This is a genomic window from Pseudomonas sp. NGC7, from assembly GCF_047159675.1.
Classification (GTDB): Bacteria; Pseudomonadota; Gammaproteobacteria; order Pseudomonadales; family Pseudomonadaceae; genus Aquipseudomonas; species Aquipseudomonas kermanshahensis.
In genome coordinates, this window is the sequence record NZ_BAAFZY010000001.1 from 2,444,487 (window position 1) to 2,469,388 (window position 24,902).

Annotated in this window: 22 protein-coding genes and 4 tRNA genes; 21 read left to right on the forward strand and 5 right to left on the reverse strand. The window is 61.0% G+C overall.

The window, feature by feature from the left end:
- Positions 1-90: 90 nt before the first annotated feature.
- Genes ACMCNM_RS11175 through ACMCNM_RS11200 form a run of 6 tightly spaced genes read left to right on the forward strand, consistent with a single transcriptional unit; the run spans position 91 to position 6,008 of the window.
- Positions 91-1,185 (forward strand): ABC transporter ATP-binding protein, encoded by a 1,095-nt coding sequence (locus ACMCNM_RS11175; protein ID WP_412764352.1) that lies wholly within the window; start codon positions 91-93, stop codon positions 1,183-1,185.
- Positions 1,185-2,282, forward strand: a complete 1,098-nt coding sequence (locus ACMCNM_RS11180; protein ID WP_186683110.1) for an ABC transporter ATP-binding protein — start codon at positions 1,185-1,187, stop codon at positions 2,280-2,282. Before ACMCNM_RS11175 ends, ACMCNM_RS11180 begins: the two co-directional genes overlap by 1 nt.
- On the forward strand, positions 2,279-3,142 hold the full coding sequence (locus ACMCNM_RS11185; protein ID WP_099453466.1) for a carbohydrate ABC transporter permease: 864 nt from the start codon (positions 2,279-2,281) through the stop codon (positions 3,140-3,142). Before ACMCNM_RS11180 ends, ACMCNM_RS11185 begins: the two co-directional genes overlap by 4 nt.
- 3 nt (positions 3,143-3,145) lie before the next feature.
- Complete coding sequence (locus tag ACMCNM_RS11190; protein ID WP_412764353.1) at positions 3,146-3,946, forward strand: carbohydrate ABC transporter permease; 801 nt, start codon at positions 3,146-3,148, stop codon at positions 3,944-3,946.
- 12 nt (positions 3,947-3,958) lie between these two features.
- Positions 3,959-4,231, forward strand: a complete 273-nt coding sequence (locus ACMCNM_RS11195; RefSeq protein ID WP_186704199.1) for a DUF2160 domain-containing protein — start codon at positions 3,959-3,961, stop codon at positions 4,229-4,231.
- 37 nt (positions 4,232-4,268) lie between these two features.
- Positions 4,269-6,008, forward strand: coding sequence for an ABC transporter substrate-binding protein (locus tag ACMCNM_RS11200; RefSeq protein WP_027593958.1), 1,740 nt, complete (start codon positions 4,269-4,271; stop codon positions 6,006-6,008).
- A 108-nt stretch (positions 6,009-6,116) separates the two neighbouring features.
- Here ACMCNM_RS11200 and folD read toward each other — a convergent pair whose 3' ends face one another.
- On the reverse strand, positions 6,117-6,971 hold the full coding sequence (gene folD, locus ACMCNM_RS11205; RefSeq protein WP_027593957.1) for a bifunctional methylenetetrahydrofolate dehydrogenase/methenyltetrahydrofolate cyclohydrolase FolD: 855 nt from the start codon (positions 6,969-6,971) through the stop codon (positions 6,117-6,119).
- Positions 6,972-7,241: 270 nt separating this feature from the next.
- Here folD and ACMCNM_RS11210 point away from each other — a divergent pair.
- The 11 genes from ACMCNM_RS11210 (at position 7,242) to ACMCNM_RS11260 (ending at position 16,918) form a co-directional block, all read left to right on the forward strand.
- A tRNA-Arg gene (locus ACMCNM_RS11210) sits at positions 7,242-7,318 on the forward strand.
- A gap of 40 nt (positions 7,319-7,358) precedes the next feature.
- Positions 7,359-7,434 (forward strand) — tRNA-His (locus ACMCNM_RS11215).
- Positions 7,435-7,486: 52 nt separating this feature from the next.
- Positions 7,487-7,571, forward strand: a tRNA-Leu gene (locus tag ACMCNM_RS11220).
- Between the two features lie 36 nt (positions 7,572-7,607).
- A tRNA-His gene (locus ACMCNM_RS11225) sits at positions 7,608-7,683 on the forward strand.
- A 207-nt stretch (positions 7,684-7,890) separates the two neighbouring features.
- Positions 7,891-8,190 carry a DUF6388 family protein gene (locus ACMCNM_RS11230; protein WP_099453469.1) on the forward strand — a complete coding sequence of 100 codons (300 nt, stop codon included), beginning with the start codon at positions 7,891-7,893 and terminating at the stop codon, positions 8,188-8,190.
- A 247-nt stretch (positions 8,191-8,437) separates the two neighbouring features.
- Positions 8,438-9,751, forward strand: a complete 1,314-nt coding sequence (tig, locus tag ACMCNM_RS11235) for a trigger factor (protein ID WP_085273229.1) — start codon at positions 8,438-8,440, stop codon at positions 9,749-9,751.
- A gap of 91 nt (positions 9,752-9,842) precedes the next feature.
- A complete protein-coding gene (clpP, locus tag ACMCNM_RS11240) occupies positions 9,843-10,484 on the forward strand; it encodes an ATP-dependent Clp endopeptidase proteolytic subunit ClpP (protein WP_027593952.1) in 642 nt (213 codons plus the stop codon).
- Positions 10,485-10,592: 108 nt separating this feature from the next.
- Entirely contained in the window at positions 10,593-11,876 is a 1,284-nt protein-coding gene (gene clpX, locus ACMCNM_RS11245; protein WP_033699106.1) for an ATP-dependent Clp protease ATP-binding subunit ClpX, read from the forward strand.
- Between the two features lie 166 nt (positions 11,877-12,042).
- Positions 12,043-14,439, forward strand: coding sequence for an endopeptidase La (gene lon / locus ACMCNM_RS11250; protein WP_412764354.1), 2,397 nt, complete (start codon positions 12,043-12,045; stop codon positions 14,437-14,439).
- A gap of 152 nt (positions 14,440-14,591) precedes the next feature.
- Entirely contained in the window at positions 14,592-14,864 is a 273-nt protein-coding gene (locus tag ACMCNM_RS11255) for an HU family DNA-binding protein (RefSeq protein ID WP_027593949.1), read from the forward strand.
- A 182-nt stretch (positions 14,865-15,046) separates the two neighbouring features.
- Positions 15,047-16,918: a SurA N-terminal domain-containing protein gene (locus ACMCNM_RS11260; protein WP_186679025.1), complete on the forward strand. Its 1,872-nt coding sequence runs from the start codon at positions 15,047-15,049 to the stop codon at positions 16,916-16,918.
- 189 nt (positions 16,919-17,107) lie between these two features.
- Here the strand turns inward: ACMCNM_RS11260 and ACMCNM_RS11265 are convergent, their stop codons facing one another.
- Positions 17,108-18,148: a patatin-like phospholipase family protein gene (locus tag ACMCNM_RS11265; protein ID WP_099453473.1), complete on the reverse strand. Its 1,041-nt coding sequence runs from the start codon at positions 18,146-18,148 to the stop codon at positions 17,108-17,110.
- Between the two features lie 162 nt (positions 18,149-18,310).
- Between ACMCNM_RS11265 and ACMCNM_RS11270 the strand changes: the two genes are divergently transcribed.
- From ACMCNM_RS11270 to ACMCNM_RS11280, 3 genes are all read left to right on the forward strand, one after another.
- A complete protein-coding gene (locus tag ACMCNM_RS11270) occupies positions 18,311-18,589 on the forward strand; it encodes a hypothetical protein (protein ID WP_027593946.1) in 279 nt (92 codons plus the stop codon).
- 14 nt (positions 18,590-18,603) lie between these two features.
- Complete coding sequence (locus tag ACMCNM_RS11275) at positions 18,604-19,371, forward strand: CHAD domain-containing protein (protein ID WP_412764355.1); 768 nt, start codon at positions 18,604-18,606, stop codon at positions 19,369-19,371.
- Between the two features lie 117 nt (positions 19,372-19,488).
- Positions 19,489-20,286, forward strand: coding sequence for an acyl-CoA thioesterase (locus ACMCNM_RS11280; RefSeq protein WP_412764356.1), 798 nt, complete (start codon positions 19,489-19,491; stop codon positions 20,284-20,286).
- Positions 20,287-20,302: 16 nt separating this feature from the next.
- Here ACMCNM_RS11280 and ACMCNM_RS11285 read toward each other — a convergent pair whose 3' ends face one another.
- The 3 genes from ACMCNM_RS11285 to ACMCNM_RS11295 form a co-directional block, all read right to left on the reverse strand.
- Entirely contained in the window at positions 20,303-20,671 is a 369-nt protein-coding gene (locus ACMCNM_RS11285) for an Mpo1-like protein (RefSeq protein WP_027593943.1), read from the reverse strand.
- Positions 20,672-20,759: 88 nt separating this feature from the next.
- Entirely contained in the window at positions 20,760-22,238 is a 1,479-nt protein-coding gene (locus ACMCNM_RS11290) for a methyl-accepting chemotaxis protein (protein ID WP_412764357.1), read from the reverse strand.
- A 274-nt stretch (positions 22,239-22,512) separates the two neighbouring features.
- Positions 22,513-23,310 carry a TatD family hydrolase gene (locus tag ACMCNM_RS11295; protein WP_412764358.1) on the reverse strand — a complete coding sequence of 266 codons (798 nt, stop codon included), beginning with the start codon at positions 23,308-23,310 and terminating at the stop codon, positions 22,513-22,515.
- 158 nt (positions 23,311-23,468) lie between these two features.
- Between ACMCNM_RS11295 and ACMCNM_RS11300 the strand changes: the two genes are divergently transcribed.
- Positions 23,469-24,875, forward strand: coding sequence for a transglycosylase SLT domain-containing protein (locus ACMCNM_RS11300; protein ID WP_412764359.1), 1,407 nt, complete (start codon positions 23,469-23,471; stop codon positions 24,873-24,875).
- Positions 24,876-24,902: the final 27 nt, after the last annotated feature.

The following is a 24,902-nucleotide window of genomic DNA, read 5'->3' on the forward strand; positions in this document are numbered from 1 at the left end:
GCGCGGTGAAGGCGCGAGGCAGAGCGTTCAGGCCGGGCTGGCACGAAACTCGCTCTGCCCAGCGGACAACAATCCTAAAAAGGCCACGCCATGTCCTTGGTGCTGGAGCAGGTCAGCCGCAGTGTCGATAACCAGGCCTGCATCGTCGATGCGTCCCTGCGTTTCGAGCCGGGTTCGTTCAACGTTTTGCTCGGCCGCACCCTGGCCGGCAAGACCAGCCTGATGCGCCTGATGGCCGGGCTCGACCGCCCGGACCTAGGCCGTGTGCTGCTGGACGGCAACGATGTCACCGGGGTGCCGGTGCGCCTGCGTAACGTATCGATGGTGTATCAGCAGTTCATCAACTACCCGACCTTGAGCGTGTACGAAAACATCGCCTCGCCCCTGCGCCAGGCGCGCCTGGCCGAAGCGGAAATTCGCCGGCGGGTGCAGGAAACCGCCGAGATGCTGCGCATCGAAGCCTACCTGCAGCGGTTGCCGCTGGAGCTGTCCGGCGGCCAGCAGCAACGCACGGCGATGGCCCGGGCGCTGGTCAAGGACGCCTCGCTGATCCTGTTCGATGAGCCCTTGGTCAACCTCGATTACAAGCTGCGTGAAGGCCTGCGCCAGGAGCTGCGGGCATTGTTTGCGGCGCGTAATTGCATTGCCGTGTACGCCACCACCGAACCCAACGAAGCGCTGGCGCTGGGCGGCACCACGACGATCCTGCATGAGGGGCGCATCGTGCAGAGCGGCCCGACCGCTGTGGTCTATCAGCAACCCAGCAGCGTGCTGGCCGCCGAGCTGTTTTCCGAGCCGCCGATCAACCTGGTGCCTGGGCGCATCGCCGGCAACGAGGTGAGCCTGGCGCAGGCGGTACACTTTGCCCGCAATGCCGACCTGCAGCGCCTGGACGATGGTAACTACCGCTTTGGCGTGCGGCCCAGCCACATCACCCTGGTGCCGACCCATGATGATGACCTGGAGCTGGCGGTGCTGGTGGAGCTGGCCGAGATCAGTGGCTCGGAAACCTTCCTCCACGTGCGCAATGAACACTGGCGGATGACCCTGCACCTGCCGGGTGTGCACGAGTACCAGGTGGACACCCCGATCCGCGTGTTCATCCCCACGCACAAGCTGTTTGTCTTCGACGCTGCCGGAGCCTTGGTGCAGGCTCCAGGCGTGCGTCAGGCGAGGAGTCGCTGATGGCCGAGATCCGCCTGCGCCAGCTGGCGCACAGTTACAGCCGTCAACCGACCTCGGAGGCGGACTACGCCCTGCACGCGCTGGAGCATGTGTGGGAGCAAGGCGGCGCCTATGCCTTGCTCGGGCCTTCCGGGTGCGGCAAGTCGACCTTGCTCAATATCATTTCGGGGCTGCTTACGCCCTCCCATGGCGACGTGCTGTTCGACGGCAAGCCCGTGAACGCGCTGTCGCCGCAGGCGCGCAACATCGCCCAGGTGTTTCAGTTTCCGGTGGTGTACGACACCATGACGGTGTTCGACAACCTGGCCTTCCCCCTGCGAAACCAGGGCGTGGACGAGGGCAGGGTGCGTGCCCGGGTCGAAGAGATCGCCGAGGTACTCGACCTGTCCGCTGTGCTGAAAAAGAAGGCGCGCAACCTCAGCGCCGACGAGAAGCAGAAGGTTTCGATGGGCCGTGGCCTGGTGCGCGATGACGTGTCTGCGATCCTCTTCGACGAGCCGTTGACGGTGATCGACCCGCACCTGAAGTGGAAGCTGCGGCGCAAGCTCAAACAGATCCATGAGCAGTTCAACATCACCATGATCTACGTCACCCACGACCAGTTGGAGGCTTCGACCTTCGCTGACAAGATCGCGGTGATGCACGGCGGGCGCATCGTCCAGTTCGGCACCCCGCGCGAGTTGTTCGAGCGCCCGCGGCACACCTTTGTCGGCTACTTCATTGGCAGCCCCGGCATGAACTTCATCGACGTGCGTGCCGAGGCCGATGGCGTCAGCTTTGATGGCTTGCACCTGACGCTGCCCGAGGGCCTGCGCGAACGCATGGCGGCAACCGCCGGCGGGCGCCTGCAAGTGGGCATCCGGCCGGAGTTCGTGCAGCTTTGGGACGGCCCGCTCGACAACGCGTTTGCCGTGCAGGTGCTGGATATCGAAGACCTGGGCACCTACCGCATCGTCACCTTCCAGCTCGGCAGCGCCACGCTCAAGGCGCGCCTGGGCGAGGATCGCCCGCTGCCGGCGGGGCAGGCCTGGGTCACCCTGCCGAGCCAGTGGCTGATGCTGTATGTCGACGATGTACTGCTGGAGGCCGGACCATGAACAAGGTGCGCAACAACAAGGCGTGGTGGCTGGTACTGCCGGTGTTCGTGCTGGTGGCGTTCAGCGCCGTGGTGCCGATGATGACCGTGGTCAACTATTCGGTGCAGGACATCTTCGACCAGTCCAACCGCTATTTCGTCGGTGCCGACTGGTACCGCCAGGTGTTGCGCGACCCGGCCTTGCACGATGCCTTGCTGCGCCAGTTCATCTATTCCGGTTGCGTGCTGTTGATCGAAATTCCACTGGGCATCGCCATCGCCCTGACAATGCCGACCAAGGGGCGCATGGCCTCGGTCTGCCTGATCGTGATGGCTATTCCGCTGCTCATTCCCTGGAACGTGGTCGGCACCATCTGGCAAATCTTCGGCCGCGCCGACATCGGCCTGCTCGGTGCCACGCTGGCCAAGCTTGGGGTCAACTATAACTATGCCGGCGACCCGTTCGATGCTTGGCTCACGGTGCTGGTGATGGACGTCTGGCACTGGACGTCGCTGGTGGCGCTGCTGTGTTATTCGGGCCTGCGCGCCATCCCGGATGTCTATTACCAGGCTGCCCGCATCGACCGAGCTTCGGCCTGGGCAGTGTTCCGCCATATCCAGCTGCCAAAGCTGAAGAACGTGCTGCTGATTGCAGTGATGCTGCGTTTCATGGACAGCTTCATGATCTACACCGAGCCGTTCGTGCTGACCGGTGGTGGGCCTGGCAACGCCACCACCTTCCTCAGCCAGACCCTCACGCGCATGGCGGTAGGGCAGTTCGACCTGGGGCCGGCCGCGGCGTTTTCGCTGGTGTACTTCCTGATCATCCTGCTGGTGTCGTGGCTGTTCTATACCGCCATGACGCACGCCGACAAGGACTAGGCCATGAGCGCGCGCAAAGCAGTGCCACTGTTGCTGTACTTCTTCTTCCTGCTGGTGCCGATCTACTGGCTGCTGAACATGTCGTTCAAGAGCAACACCGAAATCCTTGGCGGCCTGACCCTGTGGCCGCAGGCATTCACGCTGGACAACTACCGGGTGATCTTTACCGATGCGAGCTGGTACAGCGGCTATATCAACTCGCTGTACTACGTGTGCCTGAACACAATCATTTCGTTGGCGGTGGCGTTGCCGGCGGCCTATGCCTTCTCGCGCTATCGCTTCCTGGGTGACCGCCATCTGTTTTTCTGGTTGTTGACCAACCGCATGGCACCGCCGGCGGTGTTCCTGCTGCCGTTTTTCCAGCTGTATTCCTCGATTGGCCTGTTCGACACGCACATTGCCGTGGCGCTGGCCCACTGCCTGTTCAACGTGCCGCTGGCGGTGTGGATTCTTGAAGGCTTCATGTCGGGGGTGCCGATAGAGATCGACGAAACGGCCTACATCGACGGGTACAGCTTCCCGCGCTTCTTCGTGAAGATCTTCATCCCGCTGATCGGCTCCGGCATCGGTGTGACGGCGTTTTTCTGCTTCATGTTTTCCTGGGTCGAACTGCTGCTGGCGCGCACCCTGACTTCGGTGAACGCCAAACCTATCGCAGCGGTGATGACCCGAACCGTGTCCGCTTCGGGGATCGACTGGGGCGTGCTGGCGGCGGCCGGGGTGTTGACCATCCTGCCCGGCATGCTGGTGATCTGGTTTGTCCGTAACCATGTCGCCAAGGGCTTTGCCCTCGGCCGAGTGTGAGGAGGGGAGCACATGGAATGGATGGCCTGGACCCTGCCCACGGCGCTGTTCTTCGCGGCCGTCGGCGTGCTGCTGTTGTGCATGACCCTGCTTGAACTGCGCCGCCCCTGCGTGGAGCGGCGCGGCTTCCTGCCGATCGTCACCAGCCGTGGCGACCGGTTGTTCATCGGCCTGCTGGCCAGCGCCTACCTGCACTTGCTGGTAGTCGGGGTCAGCGACTGGCCTTTGTGGGTGGCCTCGCTGCTGTCGCTGGGCTGGCTCGTGGTGGTGTTGCGCTGGGGCTGAGCGACGGCTCCGGGAATAACTCAATCGGGAGATCACAATGTTCCACAACAATCACAAACGGCGACATTTGACCCTGGCCGCGTTGCTGGTGCTGGCCAGCGTGCACGGGATGGCGTGGGCCGACCAGTACGAGGACGCGGCGAACAAGTGGATCGGCAGTGAGTTCAAACCGTCGACCCTGACCCCAGAGCAGCAGTTGGCCGAACTCAAGTGGTTCATCAAGGCTGCCGAACCGTTTCGTGGGATGAAGATCAACGTGGTGTCGGAAACCATCACCACCCATGAATACGAGTCCAAGGTGCTGGCCAAGGCATTCAGCGAGATCACCGGCATCCAGCTGACCCACGACCTGCTGCAGGAAGGCGACGTGGTGGAGAAGCTGCAGACGCAGATGCAGTCGGACAAGAACATCTATGACGGCTGGGTCAACGATTCGGACCTGATCGGCACGCACTTTCGTTATGGCAAGGTCGAGTCGATCACCGACCTGATGGCCAACGAGGGCAAGGCCTACACCTCGCCGACGCTGGACTTGAAAGACTTCATCGGCATCTCCTTCACCACCGCCCCGGATGGCAAGGTCTACCAACTGCCTGACCAGCAGTTCGCCAACCTTTACTGGTTCCGTGCCGACTGGTTCGAGCGGCCTGAGCTAAAAGCCAAATTCAAGGAAAAGTACGGTTATGAACTGGGCGTACCGGTGAACTGGTCGGCCTACGAGGACATCGCCCAATTCTTCACCGAAGACGTCAAGGAAATCGACGGCAAGCGCGTGTACGGCCACATGGACTACGGCAAGAAAGACCCCTCGCTGGGGTGGCGCTTCACCGATGCCTGGTTCTCGATGGCCGGTGGTGGCGACAAAGGCCTGCCCAATGGTTTGCCAGTGGACGAGTGGGGGATTCGCGTCGAGGACTGCCACCCGGTGGGCTCGAGCGTTACCCGAGGCGGTGACACAAACGGCCCCGCGGCGGTCTATGCGACGCAGAAGTACGTGGACTGGATGCGTGCCTACGCGCCCAAGGAAGCCCAGGGCATGACCTTCTCTGAGGCGGGCCCGGTGCCGGCCCAAGGCAACATTGCCCAGCAGATCTTCTGGTACACGGCTTTTACCGCCGACATGACCAAACCCGGCTTGCCGGTGGTCAATGCCGACGGCACGCCGAAGTGGCGCATGGCGCCGTCGCCGAAAGGGCCGTATTGGGAGGAGGGGATGAAGTTGGGCTATCAGGACACGGGGTCGTGGACCTTCTTCAAATCCACCCCGGAGAAGCAACGCCTGGCCGCCTGGTTGTATGCGCAGTTCGTAACCTCCAAGACCGTTTCGCTGAAAAAGACCATCGTCGGCCTGACGCCGATTCGTGAGTCGGACATCAACTCCCAGGCCATGACGGACCTGGCGCCCAAGCTGGGTGGGTTGGTGGAGTTCTACCGCAGCCCGGCGCGGGTGCAATGGACGCCCACCGGCACCAACGTGCCTGACTACCCGCGGCTGGCGCAGTTGTGGTGGAGCCATATCGCCGAAGTGGCCAGTGGCGAAAAGACCCCGCAGGAGGCGCTGGATGGCCTGGCCCGCGATCAGGACCGCATGATGGAACGGCTGCAGCGTTCCAACGCACAGGCGACCTGTGCACCGAAGCTCAATCCGGAAAAGGATGCCCAGTATTGGTATGACCAGCCGGGTGCGCCGAAGCCGAAGCTGGCCAACGAGAAGCCCAAGGGCGAGACGGTGAGCTACACCGAGTTGCTGAAGTCGTGGGAGGCAGCGCGCAAGTAATCGGCTGATGACCGCGTTGCCCCGCGAAGAGGCCGGTGCAGCAAGCCGAAAACCTTCAGGCAAAAAAAACGGCACCTGCAGAAGGTGCCGTTTTTATTTCACGCCTTGTTACTTATGCAGCTCTTCTGCCGCATACAGCGTGTTTTCCAGCAAGCACGCCCGGGTCATCGGCCCGACACCACCGGGCACCGGGGTGATCCAGCCCGCGCGCGGCAGGGCGGTCTCGTAGACCACATCGCCGACCAGCTTGCCGTCTTCCTGGCGGTTGATGCCCACGTCGATGACGATGGCGCCTTCCTTGACCCACTCACCCTTGACCAGCCCCGGCTTGCCGGCGGCCACGACCACCAAGTCGGCACGGCCAACGTGGCCGGCCAGGTCCTTGGTGAAGCGGTGGCAGACAGTGACGGTGCAGCCTGCCAGCAGCAGTTCCATGGCCATGGGGCGGCCGACGATGTTGGACGCGCCGACGATCACTGCGTTCATGCCGTACAGGTCCTGACCGGTGCTTTCGAGCAGGGTCATGATACCTTTGGGCGTGCACGGGCGCAGCAGCGGGATGCGCTGGGCCAGGCGACCGATGTTGTAAGGGTGGAAGCCATCGACATCCTTGTCCGGACGAATACGCTCGAGCAGCAGCGAGGCGTCCAGGTGCGCGGGCAGCGGCAGCTGCAGCAGGATACCGTCGACAGCCGGGTCATCATTGAGGCGGTCGATCAGGTCGGTCAGGGTTTGCTGCGTGGTTTCGCTGGGCAGGTCGAACGCCTGGGAAATGAAGCCGACCTCTTCACAGTCCTTGCGTTTGTGCGAGACATAGACTTGGGAGGCGGGGTCGGTGCCGACCAGGATCACAGCCAGGCCTGGGGTGCGCAGGCCTTGCTGGCGACGCTCCACGACACGTTGAGCGATCTGCTGGCGCAGGCTGGCGGCGATCGCCTTGCCATCGATTAGGTGTGCAGTCATAGACGCGTGATTAACCATCGAGAAGGAAACAATAAAGAGGGCACATTCTCGCACGACACGGCCCGAGGGCAAAGGCGGGTGGTCGGGCAAATCCCCTAACCCCTTAAATAATTTAAATTTTTTTGAGAAAGATGTTGACGACCCTGCGCCTCGACTATAACATTCGCCGCACTTGTCGGGCACTGCCTAGCACTGGTTGGCAAAGTCGGGCAGAATGAATGGTTTAGCGGTTCTCTGCTAAAGCATCGTTCGGTTAGGCTGATCGCTTATGCGCCCGTAGCTCAGCTGGATAGAGCATCCGCCTTCTAAGCGGATGGTCGCAGGTTCGAGTCCTGCCGGGTGCGCCATCAGGCAGCTTAGGCAAGCAAGTAGATGTACCGCAATATGGTGGGCGTAGCTCAGTTGGTAGAGCGCCGGATTGTGATTCCGGTTGTCGTGGGTTCGATTCCCATCGTCCACCCCATATTTTACAAAGGCGCCTTGATAGTATCTGGCGCCTTTGTTTTAAGCGTTACGCGGACGTGGTGAAATTGGTAGACACACTGGATTTAGGTTCCAGCGGCGCAAGCTGTAAGAGTTCGAGTCTCTTCGTCCGCACCATGCTTCTGTAAGGTTGTACCGCAACACCGCAATATGGTGGGCGTAGCTCAGTTGGTAGAGCGCCGGATTGTGATTCCGGTTGTCGTGGGTTCGATTCCCATCGTCCACCCCATATTTTTTCAAAGGCGCCTTGATCGTAAGATCGGGCGCCTTTGTTTTTTTTGTGTTGCGAAAAAGCCGCTGATTGCGGCTTTTTTTGTGGGTTTTTGGGGTGAAGTGTTCAATTTGGGCCTTGCAATCCTCTGGTGACACCCCAATAAAAGCTGATAGATTTCAGCCGGTTGAAACACCGGCCAAGAGGTCGGCAGAGGATAACCCCATGATTGCAAAAGAAGCCCGTCAGGCCCTGGCGCTGCAGCGCTTCGCCGAAGCCAATCCGCAACTGCTCGAAGAAATCCGCGAGTTGGATGCGCGTGAGCAAGCTCAGCAGATTGAGTGGGCGTTCGAAGATGCGGCGCAGGAGCAGGGCATCGAGCCTTGGGAGCTGGCGCTGCAACTGATCGCCGAAAGCCCTGAGCAACTGCAGGCCATGCGCCTGGAGACCCATCGCGAGGTCGCTGAGGCGCTGGGCATGGCGTGGGAAGAGTACTGCCAGTTCAACGAGATCGACCCTCAATAAAGGAAGCGATTTCGTAGGCTGCAGTTGTTTGACAAGTTATTACGGTTGCGCGTCGCCAAAGGCGCTACGCAGCCTCAATTGAAAGGGGCTCGGCGGTAAGCCGTGCGGGCCTTGCAAGTTAATCGACCGGCGTGGTTTCCCGTCGTCCCGAGTGGGGTGACTTCTGCTGCGCGACTCACTAGAATGCTTGCCCTTGATTCTGGAGTCGGGCTAACGCCGGCTAACGTCTGTGCAACGAGGAATATCCATGCAAGTTTCTGTTGAAAACACTTCCGCTCTCGAGCGCCGCATGACCATCGCCGTCCCGGCCGAGCGCGTCGAGACCGAAGTCAACAAGCGTCTGCAACAGACTGCCCGTCGTGCCAAGGTTGCAGGCTTCCGTCCTGGCAAGGTACCGATGAGCGTGATTCGTCAGCGTTTCGAAGCTGACGCCCGTCAGGAAGTGTTCGGTGATCTGGTCCAGTCTTCGTTCTACGAAGCCGTGGTCGAGCAGAAGCTGAACCCGGCCGGCGCTCCAGCCGTCGAGCCGAAGTCCTTCGAAAAGGGCAAGGACCTGGAATTTGTCGCAATCTTCGAAGTGTTCCCAGAGTTCACCGTTGCTGGCCTGGAGTCGATCAACGTCGAGCGCCTGAGCGCCGAAGTGGCTGATGCCGACCTGGACAACATGCTGGAAGTCCTGCGCAAGCAGAACACCCGCTTCGAAGAAGTTGATCGCGCCGCGCAGAACGACGACCAGGTCAACATCGACTTCGTCGGCAAGGTCGACGGTGAAGTGTTCGCTGGCGGTTCGGCCAAGGGCACCCAACTGGTTCTGGGCTCCGGCCGCATGATCCCAGGCTTCGAAGAAGGCCTGGTTGGCGCCAAGGCTGGCGAAGAGCGCGTTGTCAACGTGACCTTCCCAGAGGACTATCAGAACCTGGACCTGGCCGGCAAGGCCGCTGAGTTCACCATCACTGTCAACAGCGTTTCGGCCCCTGCGCTGCCTGAGCTGAACGAAGCCTTCTTCGCTCAGTTCGGTATCAAGGAATCGACCCTGGAAGGCTTCCGCGCCGAAGTTCGCAAGAACATGGAGCGTGAACTGCGTCAGGCAATCAAGGCCAAGGTCAAGAACCAAGTCATGGACGGTCTGCTGGCTGCCAACCCGATCGAAGTGCCAAAAGCCCTGCTGGAAAACGAAGTCAACCGTCTGCGCGTGCAGGCTGTTCAGCAGTTCGGTGGCAACATCAAGCCTGAGCAACTGCCAGCTGAGCTGTTCGAAGAGCAAGCCAAGCGCCGTGTGGTCCTGGGCCTGATCGTCGCTGAAGTGGTCAAGCAGTTCGAACTGAAGCCAGACGAAGGCAAGGTTCGCGAAATGATCGAAGAAATGGCTTCGGCTTACCAAGAGCCTGAGCAGGTCATCTCCTGGTACTACAAGAACGACCAGCAACTGAACGAAGTCCGTTCGGTTGTGCTGGAAGAACAAGTTGTAGATACTGTTCTGCAGAAAGCGACTGTGACCGACAAGTCGGTCTCGTACGAAGAAGCCGTAAAACCAGCCCAGGCACCTGCCGAAGCCGAGTAATACGCTACTCTCGTAGGAAACCCCCACAAGCCAGCCTTCGCGCTGGCTTGTGCGTATTCAAGCCATGACTATTTGGGAGTGAGCGCAGGACATGTCCCGCAATTCTTATATTCAGCAGAGCTCTGACATCCAGGCCGCAGGCGGCCTGGTCCCGATGGTTATCGAGCAGTCCGCCCGTGGCGAACGCGCTTACGACATCTACTCGCGCCTGTTGAAGGAGCGTGTGATTTTCCTGGTTGGCCCGGTAGAGGATTACATGGCCAACCTCGTCGTTGCGCAGATGCTGTTCCTCGAAGCGGAAAACCCGGACAAGGATATCCATCTGTACATCAACTCGCCCGGTGGCTCGGTCACCGCTGGCATGTCGATCTACGACACCATGCAGTTCATCAAGCCGGATGTTTCGACCATCTGCATCGGCCAGGCCTGCAGCATGGGTGCGTTCCTGCTGACTGCCGGTGCCAAAGGCAAGCGTCACTGCCTGCCGAACTCGCGCGTGATGATTCACCAGCCGCTGGGCGGCTTCCAGGGCCAGGCTACCGATATCGAGATCCATGCCCAGGAAATCCTCAATATCAAGGCGCGTCTGAACGAGCTGCTGGCCTACCACACTGGCCAGGATCTGGAGACCATCAAGCGCGACACCGAGCGTGACAACTTCATGAGCGCCTCGCGCGCGGCCGAGTACGGCCTGATCGACTCGGTATACGACAAGCGGCAACTGGCCTCCTGATCCCAGGGGCCAGAGCAGGTGGGTGCCGAAAGCGCCTACCTGCGGACTTGAAAAAGCCCGCAATTGCCTTCATCTTGTGTTGCAAGCCTACCGGATTGGATCGATCGAATGACTGACACCCGTAACGGCGAGGACAGCGGCAAATTGCTCTATTGCTCCTTCTGCGGCAAAAGCCAGCACGAAGTGCGCAAATTGATTGCCGGGCCCTCGGTATTTATCTGCGACGAGTGCGTCGACCTGTGCAACGACATCATCCGTGAGGAGGTGCAGGAAGCCCAGGCCGAGAGCAGCGCGCACAAATTGCCTTCGCCGAAAGAAATCAGCGGCATCCTGGACCAGTACGTGATTGGTCAGGAGCGCGCTAAGAAGGTGCTGGCCGTAGCGGTATACAACCACTACAAGCGCCTTAACCAGCGTGACAAGAAGGGCGACGAAGTCGAACTCGGCAAGAGTAACATCCTGCTCATCGGGCCTACTGGCTCGGGCAAGACCCTGCTCGCCGAAACCCTTGCACGCCTGTTGAACGTACCGTTCACCATTGCCGATGCCACCACCCTGACCGAAGCCGGTTATGTGGGTGAGGACGTCGAGAACATCATTCAGAAACTGCTGCAGAAGTGCGACTACGACGTGGAAAAGGCCCAGATGGGCATTGTCTACATCGACGAAATCGACAAGATTTCGCGCAAGTCGGATAACCCGTCCATCACCCGTGACGTCTCGGGCGAAGGCGTGCAGCAGGCGCTGTTGAAGCTGATCGAAGGCACCGTTGCTTCGGTTCCACCGCAAGGTGGGCGCAAGCACCCGCAACAGGAATTCCTGCAGGTTGATACCCGCAACATCCTGTTCATTTGCGGTGGCGCGTTCTCTGGCCTGGAAAAGGTCATCCAGAACCGCTCCACCAAGGGTGGCATCGGCTTCAGTGCAGAAGTACGTAGCAAGGAAGAAGGCAAGAAAGTTGGCGAGTCCTTGCGTGAAGTCGAGCCGGACGATCTGGTCAAGTTTGGCCTGATCCCAGAGTTCGTTGGCCGTTTGCCAGTACTGGCGACGCTCGATGAGCTGGACGAGGCTGCGTTGATGCAGATCCTCACCGAGCCGAAAAACGCACTGACCAAGCAGTATGCCAAGCTGTTCGAGATGGAAAGCGTCGACCTCGAGTTCCGCAGCGATGCGCTCAAGGCCGTTGCTCGCAAGGCTCTGGAGCGCAAGACGGGCGCCCGTGGCCTGCGTTCCATCCTCGAAGGCGTGCTGCTCGACACCATGTACGAGATTCCTTCGCAGAAGGATGTCAGCAAGGTGGTGATCGATGAGAGCGTCATCGAAGGGACTTCGCAGCCGCTGATGATCTACGAGAACAGCGAGCCGCAAGCCAAGGCCGCACCCGACGCCTGATTCAGGTGATGCTTGGGTGATGGTTGCAAGCAAGAAAGGGGCCTACGGGCCCCTTTCTGCTTTTCCTGCGCAAGCGCTTGTAATTTCCCAAGCGTGCCCCCACATTAGGTCCAAGCATCATTTCCACCGGTTTCCGGCCATCAAGGCCGCTGTTAGAGGCGAAATCATGAAGACCACCCTCGACTTGCCTCTTTTGCCATTGCGCGATGTCGTTGTTTACCCGCACATGGTCATCCCGCTGTTTGTGGGGCGCGAAAAATCCATTGAAGCCCTAGAGGCCGCGATGACGGGCGAGAAGCAGATTCTGCTGCTGGCCCAGAAAAACCCAGCCGATGACGATCCAGGCGAAGATGCCTTGTACCGCGTCGGCACCGTTGCCACCGTACTGCAATTGCTGAAGCTGCCTGATGGCACCGTCAAGGTGCTGGTAGAGGGCGAGCAGCGTGGCGCGGTAGAGCGCTTCACGGACGTGGAAGGGCACATCCGTGCCGAAGTCTCCCTGATCGACGAAGTCGACGCCGCCGAGCGCGAGTCGGAGGTCTTCGTGCGCACGTTGCTGTCGCAGTTCGAGCAGTACGTGCAGCTGGGCAAAAAAGTCCCTGCTGAAGTGCTGTCCTCGTTGAACAGCATCGAAGAGCCTGGGCGCCTGGTCGATACCATGGCCGCGCACATGGCGCTGAAAATCGAGCAGAAGCAGGAAATCCTCGAGATTGTCGACCTGGCGACCCGCGTCGAGCACGTGTTGGCGTTGCTGGATGCCGAGATCGACCTGTTGCAGGTCGAGAAGCGCATCCGTGGTCGGGTCAAGAAGCAGATGGAGCGCAGCCAGCGCGAGTACTACCTGAATGAGCAGATGAAGGCCATTCAGAAAGAGCTCGGCGATGGCGACGAAGGCCACAACGAAGTCGAAGAGCTGAAAAAGCGCATCGAAGCCGCTGGCCTGCCCAAAGATGCCCTGACCAAGGCCCAGGCCGAGCTGAACAAGCTCAAGCAGATGTCGCCGATGTCGGCCGAGGCTACGGTGGTTCGCTCCTACCTTGACTGGCTCGTGCAGGTGCCGTGGAAGGCCCAGAGCAAGGTGCGCCTGGACCTGACCAAGGCCGAGGAAATCCTCGATGCCGACCACTATGGCCTGGAAGAGGTCAAGGAACGCATTCTCGAATACCTTGCCGTGCAAAAGCGCGTCAAGAAAATCCGCGGCCCGGTGCTGTGCCTGGTCGGCCCGCCTGGCGTCGGTAAAACCTCGCTGGCCGAGTCGATTGCCGCTGCTACCAACCGCAAGTTCGTGCGCATGGCCCTCGGCGGTGTGCGTGACGAGGCCGAGATTCGTGGCCACCGTCGTACCTACATTGGCTCCATGCCAGGTCGTCTGATCCAGAAGATGACCAAGGTTGGCGTGCGTAACCCGCTGTTCCTGCTCGACGAAATCGACAAGATGGGCAGTGACATGCGTGGCGACCCTGCCTCGGCGCTGCTCGAAGTGCTCGACCCTGAGCAGAACCACAACTTCAACGACCACTACCTGGAAGTCGACTACGACCTCTCGGACGTGATGTTCCTGTGCACCTCCAACTCGATGAACATCCCGCCAGCGCTGCTGGACCGGATGGAGGTCATCCGTCTGCCTGGCTATACCGAAGACGAGAAGATCAACATCGCAGTCAAGTACCTGGTGCCCAAGCAGGTCAAAGCCAACGGCTTGAAGAAGGAAGAGCTCGAGGTCGATATCTCGGCGATCCGCGACATTATCCGCTACTACACCCGCGAAGCCGGTGTGCGGGGCCTGGAGCGGCAAATTGCCAAGGTCTGCCGCAAGGTGGTCAAGGAACATACCGGCCAGAAGCAGGTCAAGGTCAAGGTGTCCAGCGAGCAGCTCGAGCACCTGCTGGGCGTGCGCAAGTTCCGCTACGGCCTCGCCGAGCAGCAGGACCAGATCGGCCAGGTGACCGGCCTGGCATGGACCCAAGTGGGCGGCGAGTTGCTGACCATCGAGGCCGTGGTCATCCCTGGCAAGGGCCAGCTGATCAAGACCGGTTCCCTGGGCGATGTCATGGTCGAGTCGATCACTGCCGCGCAGACCGTGGTACGCAGCCGCGCCCGCAGCCTGGGCATCGCAGCCGACTTCCACGAGAAGCACGATGTGCACATCCACATGCCTGAAGGTGCTACGCCGAAGGATGGCCCGAGTGCCGGTGTTGGCATGTGCACCGCGCTGGTGTCGGCGCTGACGCAGATTCCGGTGCGTGCCGATGTGGCCATGACCGGCGAGATCACCCTGCGTGGCCAGGTGCTGGCCATTGGTGGGTTGAAGGAAAAACTGCTGGCGGCACACCGTGGTGGTATCAAGACGGTGATCATTCCCGAGGAGAATGTTCGCGATTTGAAGGAGATTCCGGAAAATATCAAACAGGATCTTCAGATCAAACCGGTCAAATGGATTGACGAAGTCCTGCAAATTGCGCTGCAATACGCCCCGGAGCCCTTGCCAGATGTGGCTCCGGAGATTGTCGCGAAGGAAGAGAAGCGCGACAGCGACGCGAAGGAAAGAATCAGCACGCATTAGTAGTTTTTGGCTGGGGGGCTTTCCTTGACAGTTTTTTCGGGGCCTTGCTATAAAGCGGCACGCTATTGTTATCAGGCCACCCAGCACTCGTTTGATACGCTTTTCATTACATACTTAGAAACAAACTCAATAGAGAAATAAGGGGACTTAGAGTGAACAAGTCGGAACTGATTGACGCTATCGCTGCATCGGCTGACATTTCCAAAGCTACCGCAGGTAAGGCTCTGGACGCTGTGATCGACTCCGTAACGGGTGCCCTGAAAGCAGGCGACGACGTCGTTCTGGTTGGCTTCGGCACCTTCTCGGTCAAGGAGCGCGCCGAGCGCACCGGCCGCAACCCGCAAACCGGCAACGCCATCAAAATCGCTGCTGCCAAGGTTCCAGGTTTCAAGGCTGGCAAAGGCCTGAAAGACGCCGTCAACTAAGTCGTCTCTTTCAGCCGGGCCCGGCTTCGCCAGGTCCGAGCACGTTAAGGCGGGTCGCAAACGTTCCCGCCTGACACGTTTGCTAAGAAAAGGCGCATCCTCGGATGCGCCTTTCTTTTATCAGGATTCTACCCACGCTCCGCGGTTGTCGACGCAGTGGTACAGCCGTTTCTGGGGGACGCATGCTGCAAAATATCAGGGACAATTCACAAGGTTGGATTGCCAAGACCATCATCGGCCTAATCGTCGTGTTGATGGCGTTGACCGGCTTCGAGGCCATTTTCCAAGCTGCCAGCCATAGCCAGGACGCCGCCAAGGTGAACGGCCAGACCATCAGCCAGAACGAGCTGAGCCAAGCGGCCGACATGCAGCGCCGCCAGCTGATGCAACAGCTGGGCAAGGATTTCGACCCTGCACTGCTGGATGACAAGCTGCTGCGTGATGAGGCGCTCAAAGGCCTGATCACCCGCAAGCTGTTGTTGCAAGGTGCTGAAGATGCCAAGTTCGCCTTCTCCGAGGCCGCGCTGGATCAAGTGATCCTGCAAACCCCGGAATTCCAGGTTGACGGCAAGTTCAACGCCGATCGTTTCGACCAGGTCATTCGCCAGATGGGCTACGGCCGCCTGCAATTCCGCGACATGCTCGCCGAAGAAATGCTCATTGGCCAATTGCGTACCGGCCTTGCCGGCAGCAGTTTCGTCACTGACAAGCAGGTCGAGGCGTTTGCACGCCTTGAGAAGCAGACCCGTGATTTCGCCTCCCTGACCTTCAAGGCCGACCCGGCCGCGGTCAAGGTCAGCGAAGAAGAGGTCAAGGCGCACTACGAGAAGCACGCCAAGGAATTCATGTCGCCCGACCAGGTGGTCATCGATTACATCGAGCTGAAAAAGTCGGTGTTCTTCGACCAGGTCAAGGTCAGCGACGACGAACTCAAGGCCCAGTACGAGAAAGAAATCGCCAACCTCGCCGAGCAGCGCCATGCCGCGCACATTCTCATCGAGGTCAACGACAAGGTCACCGACGCCCAGGCCAAGGCCCGTGCCGAAGAGATCGAGCAGCGCCTGGCCAAGGGTGAAAACTTCGCCGCACTGGCCAAGGAGTTCTCCCAGGACCCAGGTTCGGCCAACAGCGGTGGTGACCTTGGCTTCGCCGGCCCGGGCGTGTACGACCCAGCCTTCGAAGATGCCTTGTACAAGCTGAAGGATGGCCAGGTATCGGCCCCGGTTCGCACCGAGTTCGGTTACCACCTGATCAAGCTGCTGGGTGTCGAGGCGCCGGAAGTACCGAGCTTTGCCAGCCTGAAAGACAAGCTCACCCGTGACCTGAAGATCCCGCTGGTGGAACAGCGCTACGTCGACGCCAGCAAGCAGTTGCAGGATGCCGCGTACGAGGCGTCTGACCTGGCTCAGCCGGCACAGGACCTGAACCTGAAGGTGCACACCTCCGCAGCCTTCGGCCGTGAGGGTGGCGAAGGTATCACCGCCAACCGTGCGGTAGTCCAGGCGGCGTTCTCGGAAGAAGTGCTGGAAGAGGGTGCCAACAGCACTGCCATCGAGCTCGATCCGGAAACCACCGTGGTGCTGCGCGTCAAGGAGCACCGCAAGCCAGAACAACTGCCGCTGGAAGCCGTGGCCAAGAACATCAGCGAACACCTGGCCAAGGAGAAGGCGACTGCCGAGCTTAAGACCAAGGCGGACAAGCTGATTGCCGGCCTGCGTGATGGTTCTGTTGCCGCTGGCAGCGTCCATGAAGGGCAGGGCTGGAAAGCCTACGAGGCGGTGACCCGCGGTGAGGAGGGTATCGACCCGGCCGAACTGCAGGCCGTGTTCCGCCTTGGCAAGCCGCAAGCCAAGGACAAGCCGGTATACAGCAGCGTGGTCCTGGGCGATGGTAGCCTGGTTGTCTTGCAGCTCAAAGGTGTCAACGAAGGCGCCGCCGCCACCGACGAAGAGAAACAGCAGATTCGCCGCTACCTCGCGTCACGTGCCGGCCAGCAAGACTTTGCGGCTTACCGCAAGCAGCTCGAAGCCAATGCTGATATCACCCGTTACTGAGTGATCACTGCATGACAAGACAGGCCGCGTAATGCGGCCTGTCTTGTTTCTGGCCTTTTGTAGGAGCGGCCTTGCGTCGCGAAAGGGTTGCGTAGCAGCCCCAGCAGTCTATGCGGCGACGCTGAGATCCAGGGGCTGCTGCGCAGCCCTTTCGCGACGCAAGGCCGCTCCTACACACACCACAGCCTCCTAGCGCTTCACCCCTTCGTAGTTGTCCAGCGTGTCCCGCGCAATCTCCCGCCCCAGGGCGATCAGCTCGGGTGCCTTGTAGAACTCGAAGAACCGGCACACCCGCTTCGGTACGTTGATCAACACATCTGGCGGGTAACCGGCGATCTTGTACTGCGCCAACGACGTCTGCATCACCTCGAAGCTCTGGTTGATCAGGTCCAGCAGCGAAGCCGGCCCCACGTTGTCGATGATGAACGAGCCGGTGGCCGACTTGGGTGCGCCTTCGTGCTCGGGCGCGGCCGCGGGCTGCTGGCCTTCCGGGTCGGCGACATCCGCCAGCCATGGGCTGGGTGGCGCCAGGCCTTCGGCAACGATTTCCTGTTCGATACGTATCAGTTCTTCCGCCGGCTTGCGCCGGAACGGCAGGCGCGAACCCAGTGAGCTAAGCAGCGAATCGAAGCGCATCTTGAAGGCTGCCGGGCGTTCGATCACCGGCAACTGGTACTGCTTCTGGTTGGTGGCGTTGAGGTTGACCGCAATGATCAGGTCGCAATGGCTGGACACCACCGGCACGATCGGCAGCGGGTTGAGAATGCCGCCATCGACCAGCATGCGGTTACCCTGCATCACGGGGGTGAACAGGCTGGGGATCGCCGCCGAAGCGCGCATGGCCTGGTGCAGGCAACCTTCCTGAAACCAGATCTCCTGCTGGTGGGTGAGGTCGGTGGCCACGGCGGTGTAGGGAATGCGCAACTGTTCGATGTTGATGTCGCCGACGATTTTGCGGATTTGTCCGAAAACCTTGTCACCGCGGATCGCACCGAGGCGAAAGCTGACGTCGACCAGGCGCAGTACATCCAGATAGTCGAGGCTTTCGATCCAGTTGCGATACTCATCGAGTTTGCCGGCGGCGTAGATGCCGCCAATTACCGCCCCCATGGAGCAGCCGGCAACGCAGGCAATGTCGTAGCCACGCCGCTCTATTTCCTCGATCACTCCGATGTGTGCATACCCTCGTGCACCCCCCGACCCCAACACCAGCGCCACGCGTTTACTCATGATTTTCCCTCAGCCTGTGCAACCATGGTTTAACAATGCACCCATTGCTGCCTGTGCTTCAATGTAGACCGCGCTGATCTACGCTAAGCAAAGCCCACCCGCGGGCACTTTTTGCTTGCCCATGCGTCGAACAGCCACTCTTTTGACTTTGAGGAATTACCGATGAAAGCCTGGATCTGCCTTCCACTGATTGCCCTGGCCCTTGCTGGCTGTGCGGGCAAGACGGCCTACCGTGACAGCTGCGCGACCCAGCTGGATGCCGCCTGGAAGGAGCTCGACCTGGCGAAGGCCGAAGGGTTTGCCGGTACTGTCAGTTATTCGAAGGCGTTGTCGCTGCTGACGGGGGCCAAGACCCAGCAGCAGTTCGAAGGTTTTGAAGGGTGCACCAAGAAGGCCGAGAAGGCGCGTTTCTACATTCGTGAGTCGCGCGCTGGCCGCTGACCGAGGAGCGTCCCATGTCTGCCATGCTCGATCATGTCATTTCACAAATCCTGGCCTTGCAAGTGCGCCTGCTGGCCTGCCGCGAGCGGCTTGCCGCGGATACCGACAGCGAGGCACTGCACGACCTGCGCATCGCTGTACGGCGCTTGCGCAGCCTGCTGCGGCCGCTGCGGGGGTTGCCGGGTGTCGAACAGCTGGAGGCCGCTGCCAAGTCCCTGGGCACATTGACGACGCCGTTGCGTGACCGTGAGGTGCTGGCGGCCGAGCTGGTCGGGCGAGGCTTGGTCGAGGTCGGGCAGCGGCGGCTGGCAGGGCGGGGCAAGGCCTTTGCCAGTGTCGCTGGCAGCCCGCAACTGACCCGTCTGCTGGCGATCGTGGATGCGTTTCCGTTGTTCCTGCGTGCGGCGGATCGCGAGGGCCTGACGGATGCGCTGGAAAAACGCGTCGACAAACGCTTGGTTCAGCAATGGCGCAAGCTGCGCAAGGCACTGGCAGACCCGGCCCACGATCGGCATCGGCTGCGGCTGTTGATCAAGCGTGCACGCTACGGTGATGAGGCCTATCCGCAACTCGAGCATGCCGGAAAAAAACTGCAGCGCCTACTGAAAAAGGCCCAGGGTGACCTGGGCACTTGGCATGACCGCCTGCAATGGTTGCTGCAAGCGCGCGAGCACGCCGACCTGGCGCCGTGCAAGATCGACTGGGAGCAAGAGCTGCATGAGGCGGAGCGTCAATCCGACCTCACGTTGGAGGCTTTGCAGGTGGCGTTGAAGCAGCGATAGCCCGGCATATGACCGATTTAGGGCCTGATCGGTGCAGGCGGGCTGGTTAGTATGTTTCGATGCAGGGCGCGTGCACTACGTGCCCCCAGATCGATACGCTGCAGGAGCCTACGTGCGATGAACTTCACTGAACTGCTCGACGCCGTGCGAGCGAATGCTGAATCGGTAACCGTCCCCCCGACCTGGGCCCAGGGCCGCGCGGCCTTCGGCGGGTTGATGGCCGCCATGGTCTATGAAGCAATGCGCCTGAAGCTGACCGATGACCGCCCTGTGCGTTCCTTGGCCATCAGCTTCGTGGCGCCCGCGGCGGCGGATGTACCGATTCGTTTCGAGGTCGACGTGCTGCGTGAAGGCAAGGCTGTCACTACCTTGCTTGGCCGAGCGGTGCAGGAAGGGCAGGTGGTGACGCTGGTACAGGGTAATTTCGGTGCAGGCCGCCCCTCGGTGGTCGACATCCCGGCGCAACCGGCGTTTGCCATGAACCCGCTGGAGCAAGCCGCCCCAGAACTCCCTTACATCAAAGGCGTGACCCCGGAATTCATGCGCCATGTAGCCCTTCGCTGGGCGGTGGGCGGGCTGCCATTCAGTGGCAACGATTCGCGGCAGATGGGCGGCTGGGTACGCTTGCGCGACATCGCCGACGAAGCGTTGAACGTGTCTCACCTGCTGGCTTTGGTAGATGCTTGGCCACCGAGCCTGTTGCCGCACCTGAAACAGCCGGCAGCCGGCAGTACGCTGACCTGGACCATCGAATTCATCCAGCCCACGCCGACGCTGTCGACACTGGACTGGTGCCGCTATTGCGTCGAGACCGAATACGCACGTGATGGTTATGGGCATGCCGCCGCCGCGCTCTGGTCGGCTGAGGGCGAGTTACTGGCGCTAAGCCGTCAAACGGTTACGGTTTTCGCCTAGAGGTCCGCTTCAGCCTTTAGTGGCGATGCTTGTGCCGTTCGCGCCAAGCCCGCCACCAGGCCCCGCTCAATACAAAGCGCGGAAAAGTGATGAACTGTTCGGTCAGCAGGCGCTGTACGGCGTCCTTGCGGTTGGCGAACGGCTCGGGTTGTTGGGCTTCCAGTCGATGCCCGTGACGTTGCAGGCCCAGGCCAGCGATCAGAGAAATGATGCCAACGGCAAGCTGACCCAAGTCCAGGGCAAAAAGGCCGGACAACACCAGCAGCACGCCGAGAATGAACAGAGGTACGGCAATCAGGTGCAGCGCCAGGTTGGTCGGGTGGCGATGATTGTGGTGATAGCCACGCCATTGCCAGGCGGGCAGATTGGGCAGGCGTTTGCTCATGGGTATTTCCTCTCGGTCATGCCCAAAGCTTAGTGCGGCCCCCGGGAGGGGGCCAATCGAGCCTGGCTATCGTGACACGCTAAGGTGACTATAGCTTGAGCTGGCCTATGGCCTTGTTCAGTTCGCCAGCCAAAGTCGCTAATTCGTTGCTGGTGGTGGCCGAGCCGACGGTCTGTTGCACGGTGTGTTCGGTGACATCACGGATGCTCACCACCGCCCGGTTCATTTCTTCGGCCACCTGGCTTTGCTCTTCGGCAGCTACGGCGATTTGGGTATTGCTTTCGCGCATCTGCGCCACTGCACCGGTAATCTCGGCCAGCGCTTCACCGGCTGCCTGGGCCTGTTTAACGCAATCGTCGGCCTTGTACGAGCTTTCCTGCATGAACTCCACCGCATCGCGGGTGCCGGACTGAAGCGCGGAGACCATGGTGGTGATCTCGTCGGTCGAGGTCTGCACGCGTTTGGCCAGGTTGCGTACTTCATCGGCGACCACCGCGAAGCCGCGGCCCAGGTCACCCGCGCGTGCTGCTTCGATGGCGGCGTTCAGTGCCAGCAGGTTGGTTTGCTCGGCAATGCTGTGGATCACCCCCACCACGCCGTTGATCTTCTGGCTGTCCTCGGCCAGTTGGCGGATCATCTCGGCGGTCTGCTGCACGCCGCTGGACAACCCTGCGATCGAATCCTGTACGCGGCTAACCACTTCCTGGCCGCTGCCGGCGAGCGTATCGGCCGTCTGCGACAGGTCGCGGGTAGCGCCGGCATGCTGGGCAATGTGGTGCACCGTGGCCGACATCTCGTTGATGGCCGTGGCGGCCTGGTCGGTTTCGCTTTGCTGGCCGAGCATGCCGTGGCGCACGTCGTTCATGCTAGACGCCAGGCGCGCTGCACCGGCGTCGAGTTGCGCGGCGGTGAGGGCCACGGTGCTGACCACACGGTGGTAGGTCGACTGCATGGCATTGAAAGCCCCCGCCATCTGGCCGACTTCGTCGCCACATGCCAGCGGCACCCGTGCCGACAGGTCGCCGGTCTTCTCCACGTGCAGCATGACGTCTTTGAGGGTGTTGAGTTGGCTGAGCAGGAAGCGGATAAGCAACTGCGAAGCACCGAGCATAGCCAGCATCAGGATCAGTACGCACACGGCGTAGTTGGTGAAGCGTTCGAAGAACACCTGGCGCACGCTTGGCGACTGGGCCAGTACGGCAACCTGCTGGTCGCCGTGTTGCAGCACCTGGGCGCCGCGCAGCGGGTTGTCGCCCAGCAGCCACGCGGCGGGCAGGTCGACCCAGCCCTGGGCGTTGCGCAGGGCTTCGATCGGTTCGCCAGCAAAACTTGGCGTCTGGCCCGGCAACCAGGTGATGACATTGGCTTGCCGGGGCAGCGCTTGCCCGGCAGGCCAGGCGGACAACAGCTGGGCTTGTGCCGCAGCTTGCGCCTGGGCCGCGTCGGCGCGGGCGCGTTGCTCCAGGTGCACGGCGTAGAGCACCAGCAACAAGGTCGTGACAAAGGCCACCGCGTTGACGGCCCAGAACTTGTACTTCAGGGAAACATTGCTAAGCCAGGCACCCATGGGCAGGTCTTCTCTGAGTTGAGCGAAAACAATATTGGCAAGGTGCCATCATTGTGCCTGCACCCGACAGAGGCATTCTTGATATGTATCAAGAAAAAACAGGGCAGGGCTAATACCAGTCAGTTAAGCTTCATCCGCCTTAATTGGGGCTGCTGTGCAGCCCATCGCAGGCAAGCCAGCTCCTACAGGTGAGCGAGATTCTCAAGAAATACGCTACATCTGTAGGAGCTGGCTTGCCTGCGATGGGCCGCGCAGCGGCCCCCCTGGGGCCAGCTTAGGCTAGCCGAAAGAATGCCCGTGCAGCCGCCGTCGTATGGGCTGCCGTGTGCTCCACGGGCTCGCCCCGGTGCAACGCCACTTCCCTCAGCACCTCCGGTAGAAACGCCGGTTCGTTACGGCCGTTTTTAGGCTTGGGCTTCAGGCTGCGCGGCAGCAGGTAGGGCGCATCGCTCTCGAGCATCAGGCGGCCTTCCGGGATGTTGCCGACCAGGGGATGCAGGTGCGTTCCGCGGCGTTCATCGCAGATCCAGCCGGTTATGCCGATGTGCAGGTCCATGTCCAGATAAGCGAACAATGCTTGACGCTCGCCGGTAAAACAGTGCACCACGGCACCGCTCAGGTGGTCGCGGTAGCCCTTGAGGATGGCCAGTAAGCGCTCGCTGGCATCACGTTCGTGCAGAAACACCGGCAAGCCCAGTTCGGCAGCCAGCGCCAGTTGAGCTTCCAAGGCCTTTTCCTGCAGCGGGCGAGGGGAGAAGTCGCGGTTGAAGTCCAAGCCGCATTCGCCCACTGCCCGTACCCGCTGCTCATTCAGCAATTGGCGCAGCTGACGCTCGCTGTTGGCATCCCAGGATTTGGCATCGTGAGGGTGCACGCCAGCGGTGGCGAACAGGTGTTCAGCGCTTGCATCCAGCTGCTGGCACAGCTCCAGCGCCTGCTCGCTGACCGCCAGGCTGGTGCCCGTCAGGACCATTTGCGCCACGCCTGCCTCGATGGCGCGCTCAACGATGGCCGCCTGTTGGTCGTGGAAACTGCTGTTGGTCAGGTTGACGCCGATATCGATCAGTTGCATGGTGCTCTCTCGTGCCGCGGGGCGGCCAGCATAGCAAAATCCGCGTTTCTCGGAAAAAACCAAGAACTTCATGCTGTTGCCGTGGTCTTCTGCCGTCATTTATCCCGAAGCGGCGATGCCACATGAACGCCGCCCACCGACCTCGGACACGCTTTCGCATGCTGCGATACATGCTGACCTTCTTGCTGATGCTTGGGCTGACCACTGCCGGTGCTGCCCACGCACGCCTGCCAGGGCCGCAGCAAAATATCCCGCCCAGCAAGCTGCGTGACCTGCAGCAGATCCGTAGCAGCAAGGTGCTGCGGGTGTTGGTTAATCAAAGCCGCAACAGCTCTGGCGAGGTCAAGGGCGAGCCGGTCGGCATCGAATACTATCGCCTGCGCGCGCTTGAGCATTACCTGAATGCCCGGGCTGGCGATGGGCAGCAGATTCAGTTGAAACTCATCCCCCGCGCCAAAGAGCAGTTGCTGGGCGCCCTGCAGCGCGGCGAAGGGGACCTGGCTGCCCCAGGCGAACTGCTCGACCCGGTGGTGGTACGGGGCGTCAGCAGTAGCGCGCCGGTGCTCGACCAAGTGCCGCTGTTGCTGGTCGGGCGCAAAGGCGAGCGCAGTTTCAGCCATGTCGAACAGTTGTCGGGGCGTACGGTCGCCTTGACCAGTGCCAGTGCCGCTGGGCCTTTGATCCAGCAGGTAAACCAGCAATTGGCCTTGCGCAAGCGTGCGCCGATCAAGGTGGAGTGGGTCGACTCGACCCTGGCGGTGGAAGACGTGCTGGAAATGGTCCAGGCCGGTATCTATCACCTGACGGTGGTCGAACGCCCGATTGCCCTGCGTTGGGCCAGGGTGATGCCGCGTCTGCGCCTGGACAGCCGTGTGCACCTGGGGGCGCCGCAAGCCATGCGCTGGTACGTGGGGCGCGACGCGCCACAGCTACTGGCCAGCGTCGATCGCTTTCTGCAGGGTTACCGCGCACCGGATAACCAGGATGCCGCGTTCGAGCGCATCTACCGTCGCCAGTACCGCGTACACAACCCCTTGGCGAGCAAGGATCGGCAGCGGCTGAGTGCAGTGCGTGCGGTGCTGCAGAAGCATGGCGAGGCGCAGCAGATCGACTGGCTCAACCTGGCCGCCCTGGCCTTCAAGGAATCGACACTCAACCCATCGGCCCGCGGCACGGGCGGCGCCCATGGCCTGATGCAGATTACCCCGTCGGCCGCGCAACGGGTCGGGGTGAGCAATACCGCCACGGTCGATGGCAACGTCCAAGCCAGTGCCCGCTACCTGGCGCTGATCCGGCGCAAGTTCTTTGCCAGTGCCCAGATCAACGAGCGAGAGCGCATGGCGTTTGTGCTGGCGGCCTATAACCTGGGGCCTGAACGGGTCCAGGCGATGCGTGCCGAAGCCCGCCGTCGCGGGCTCAACGGCAACCAGTGGTTCTTCCAGACCGAGCGCATTGCAATGGAGCAGGTGGGCATGGGGCCAGTCAACTTCGTCAACAGTGTCAACAAGTACTTCCTGGCGTTCAACCGTGAGCGTGCTGTTCTGGAGCGAGTAGCCAAGCGCTGACAAATCGATTTTGTCGATTGTTATGTT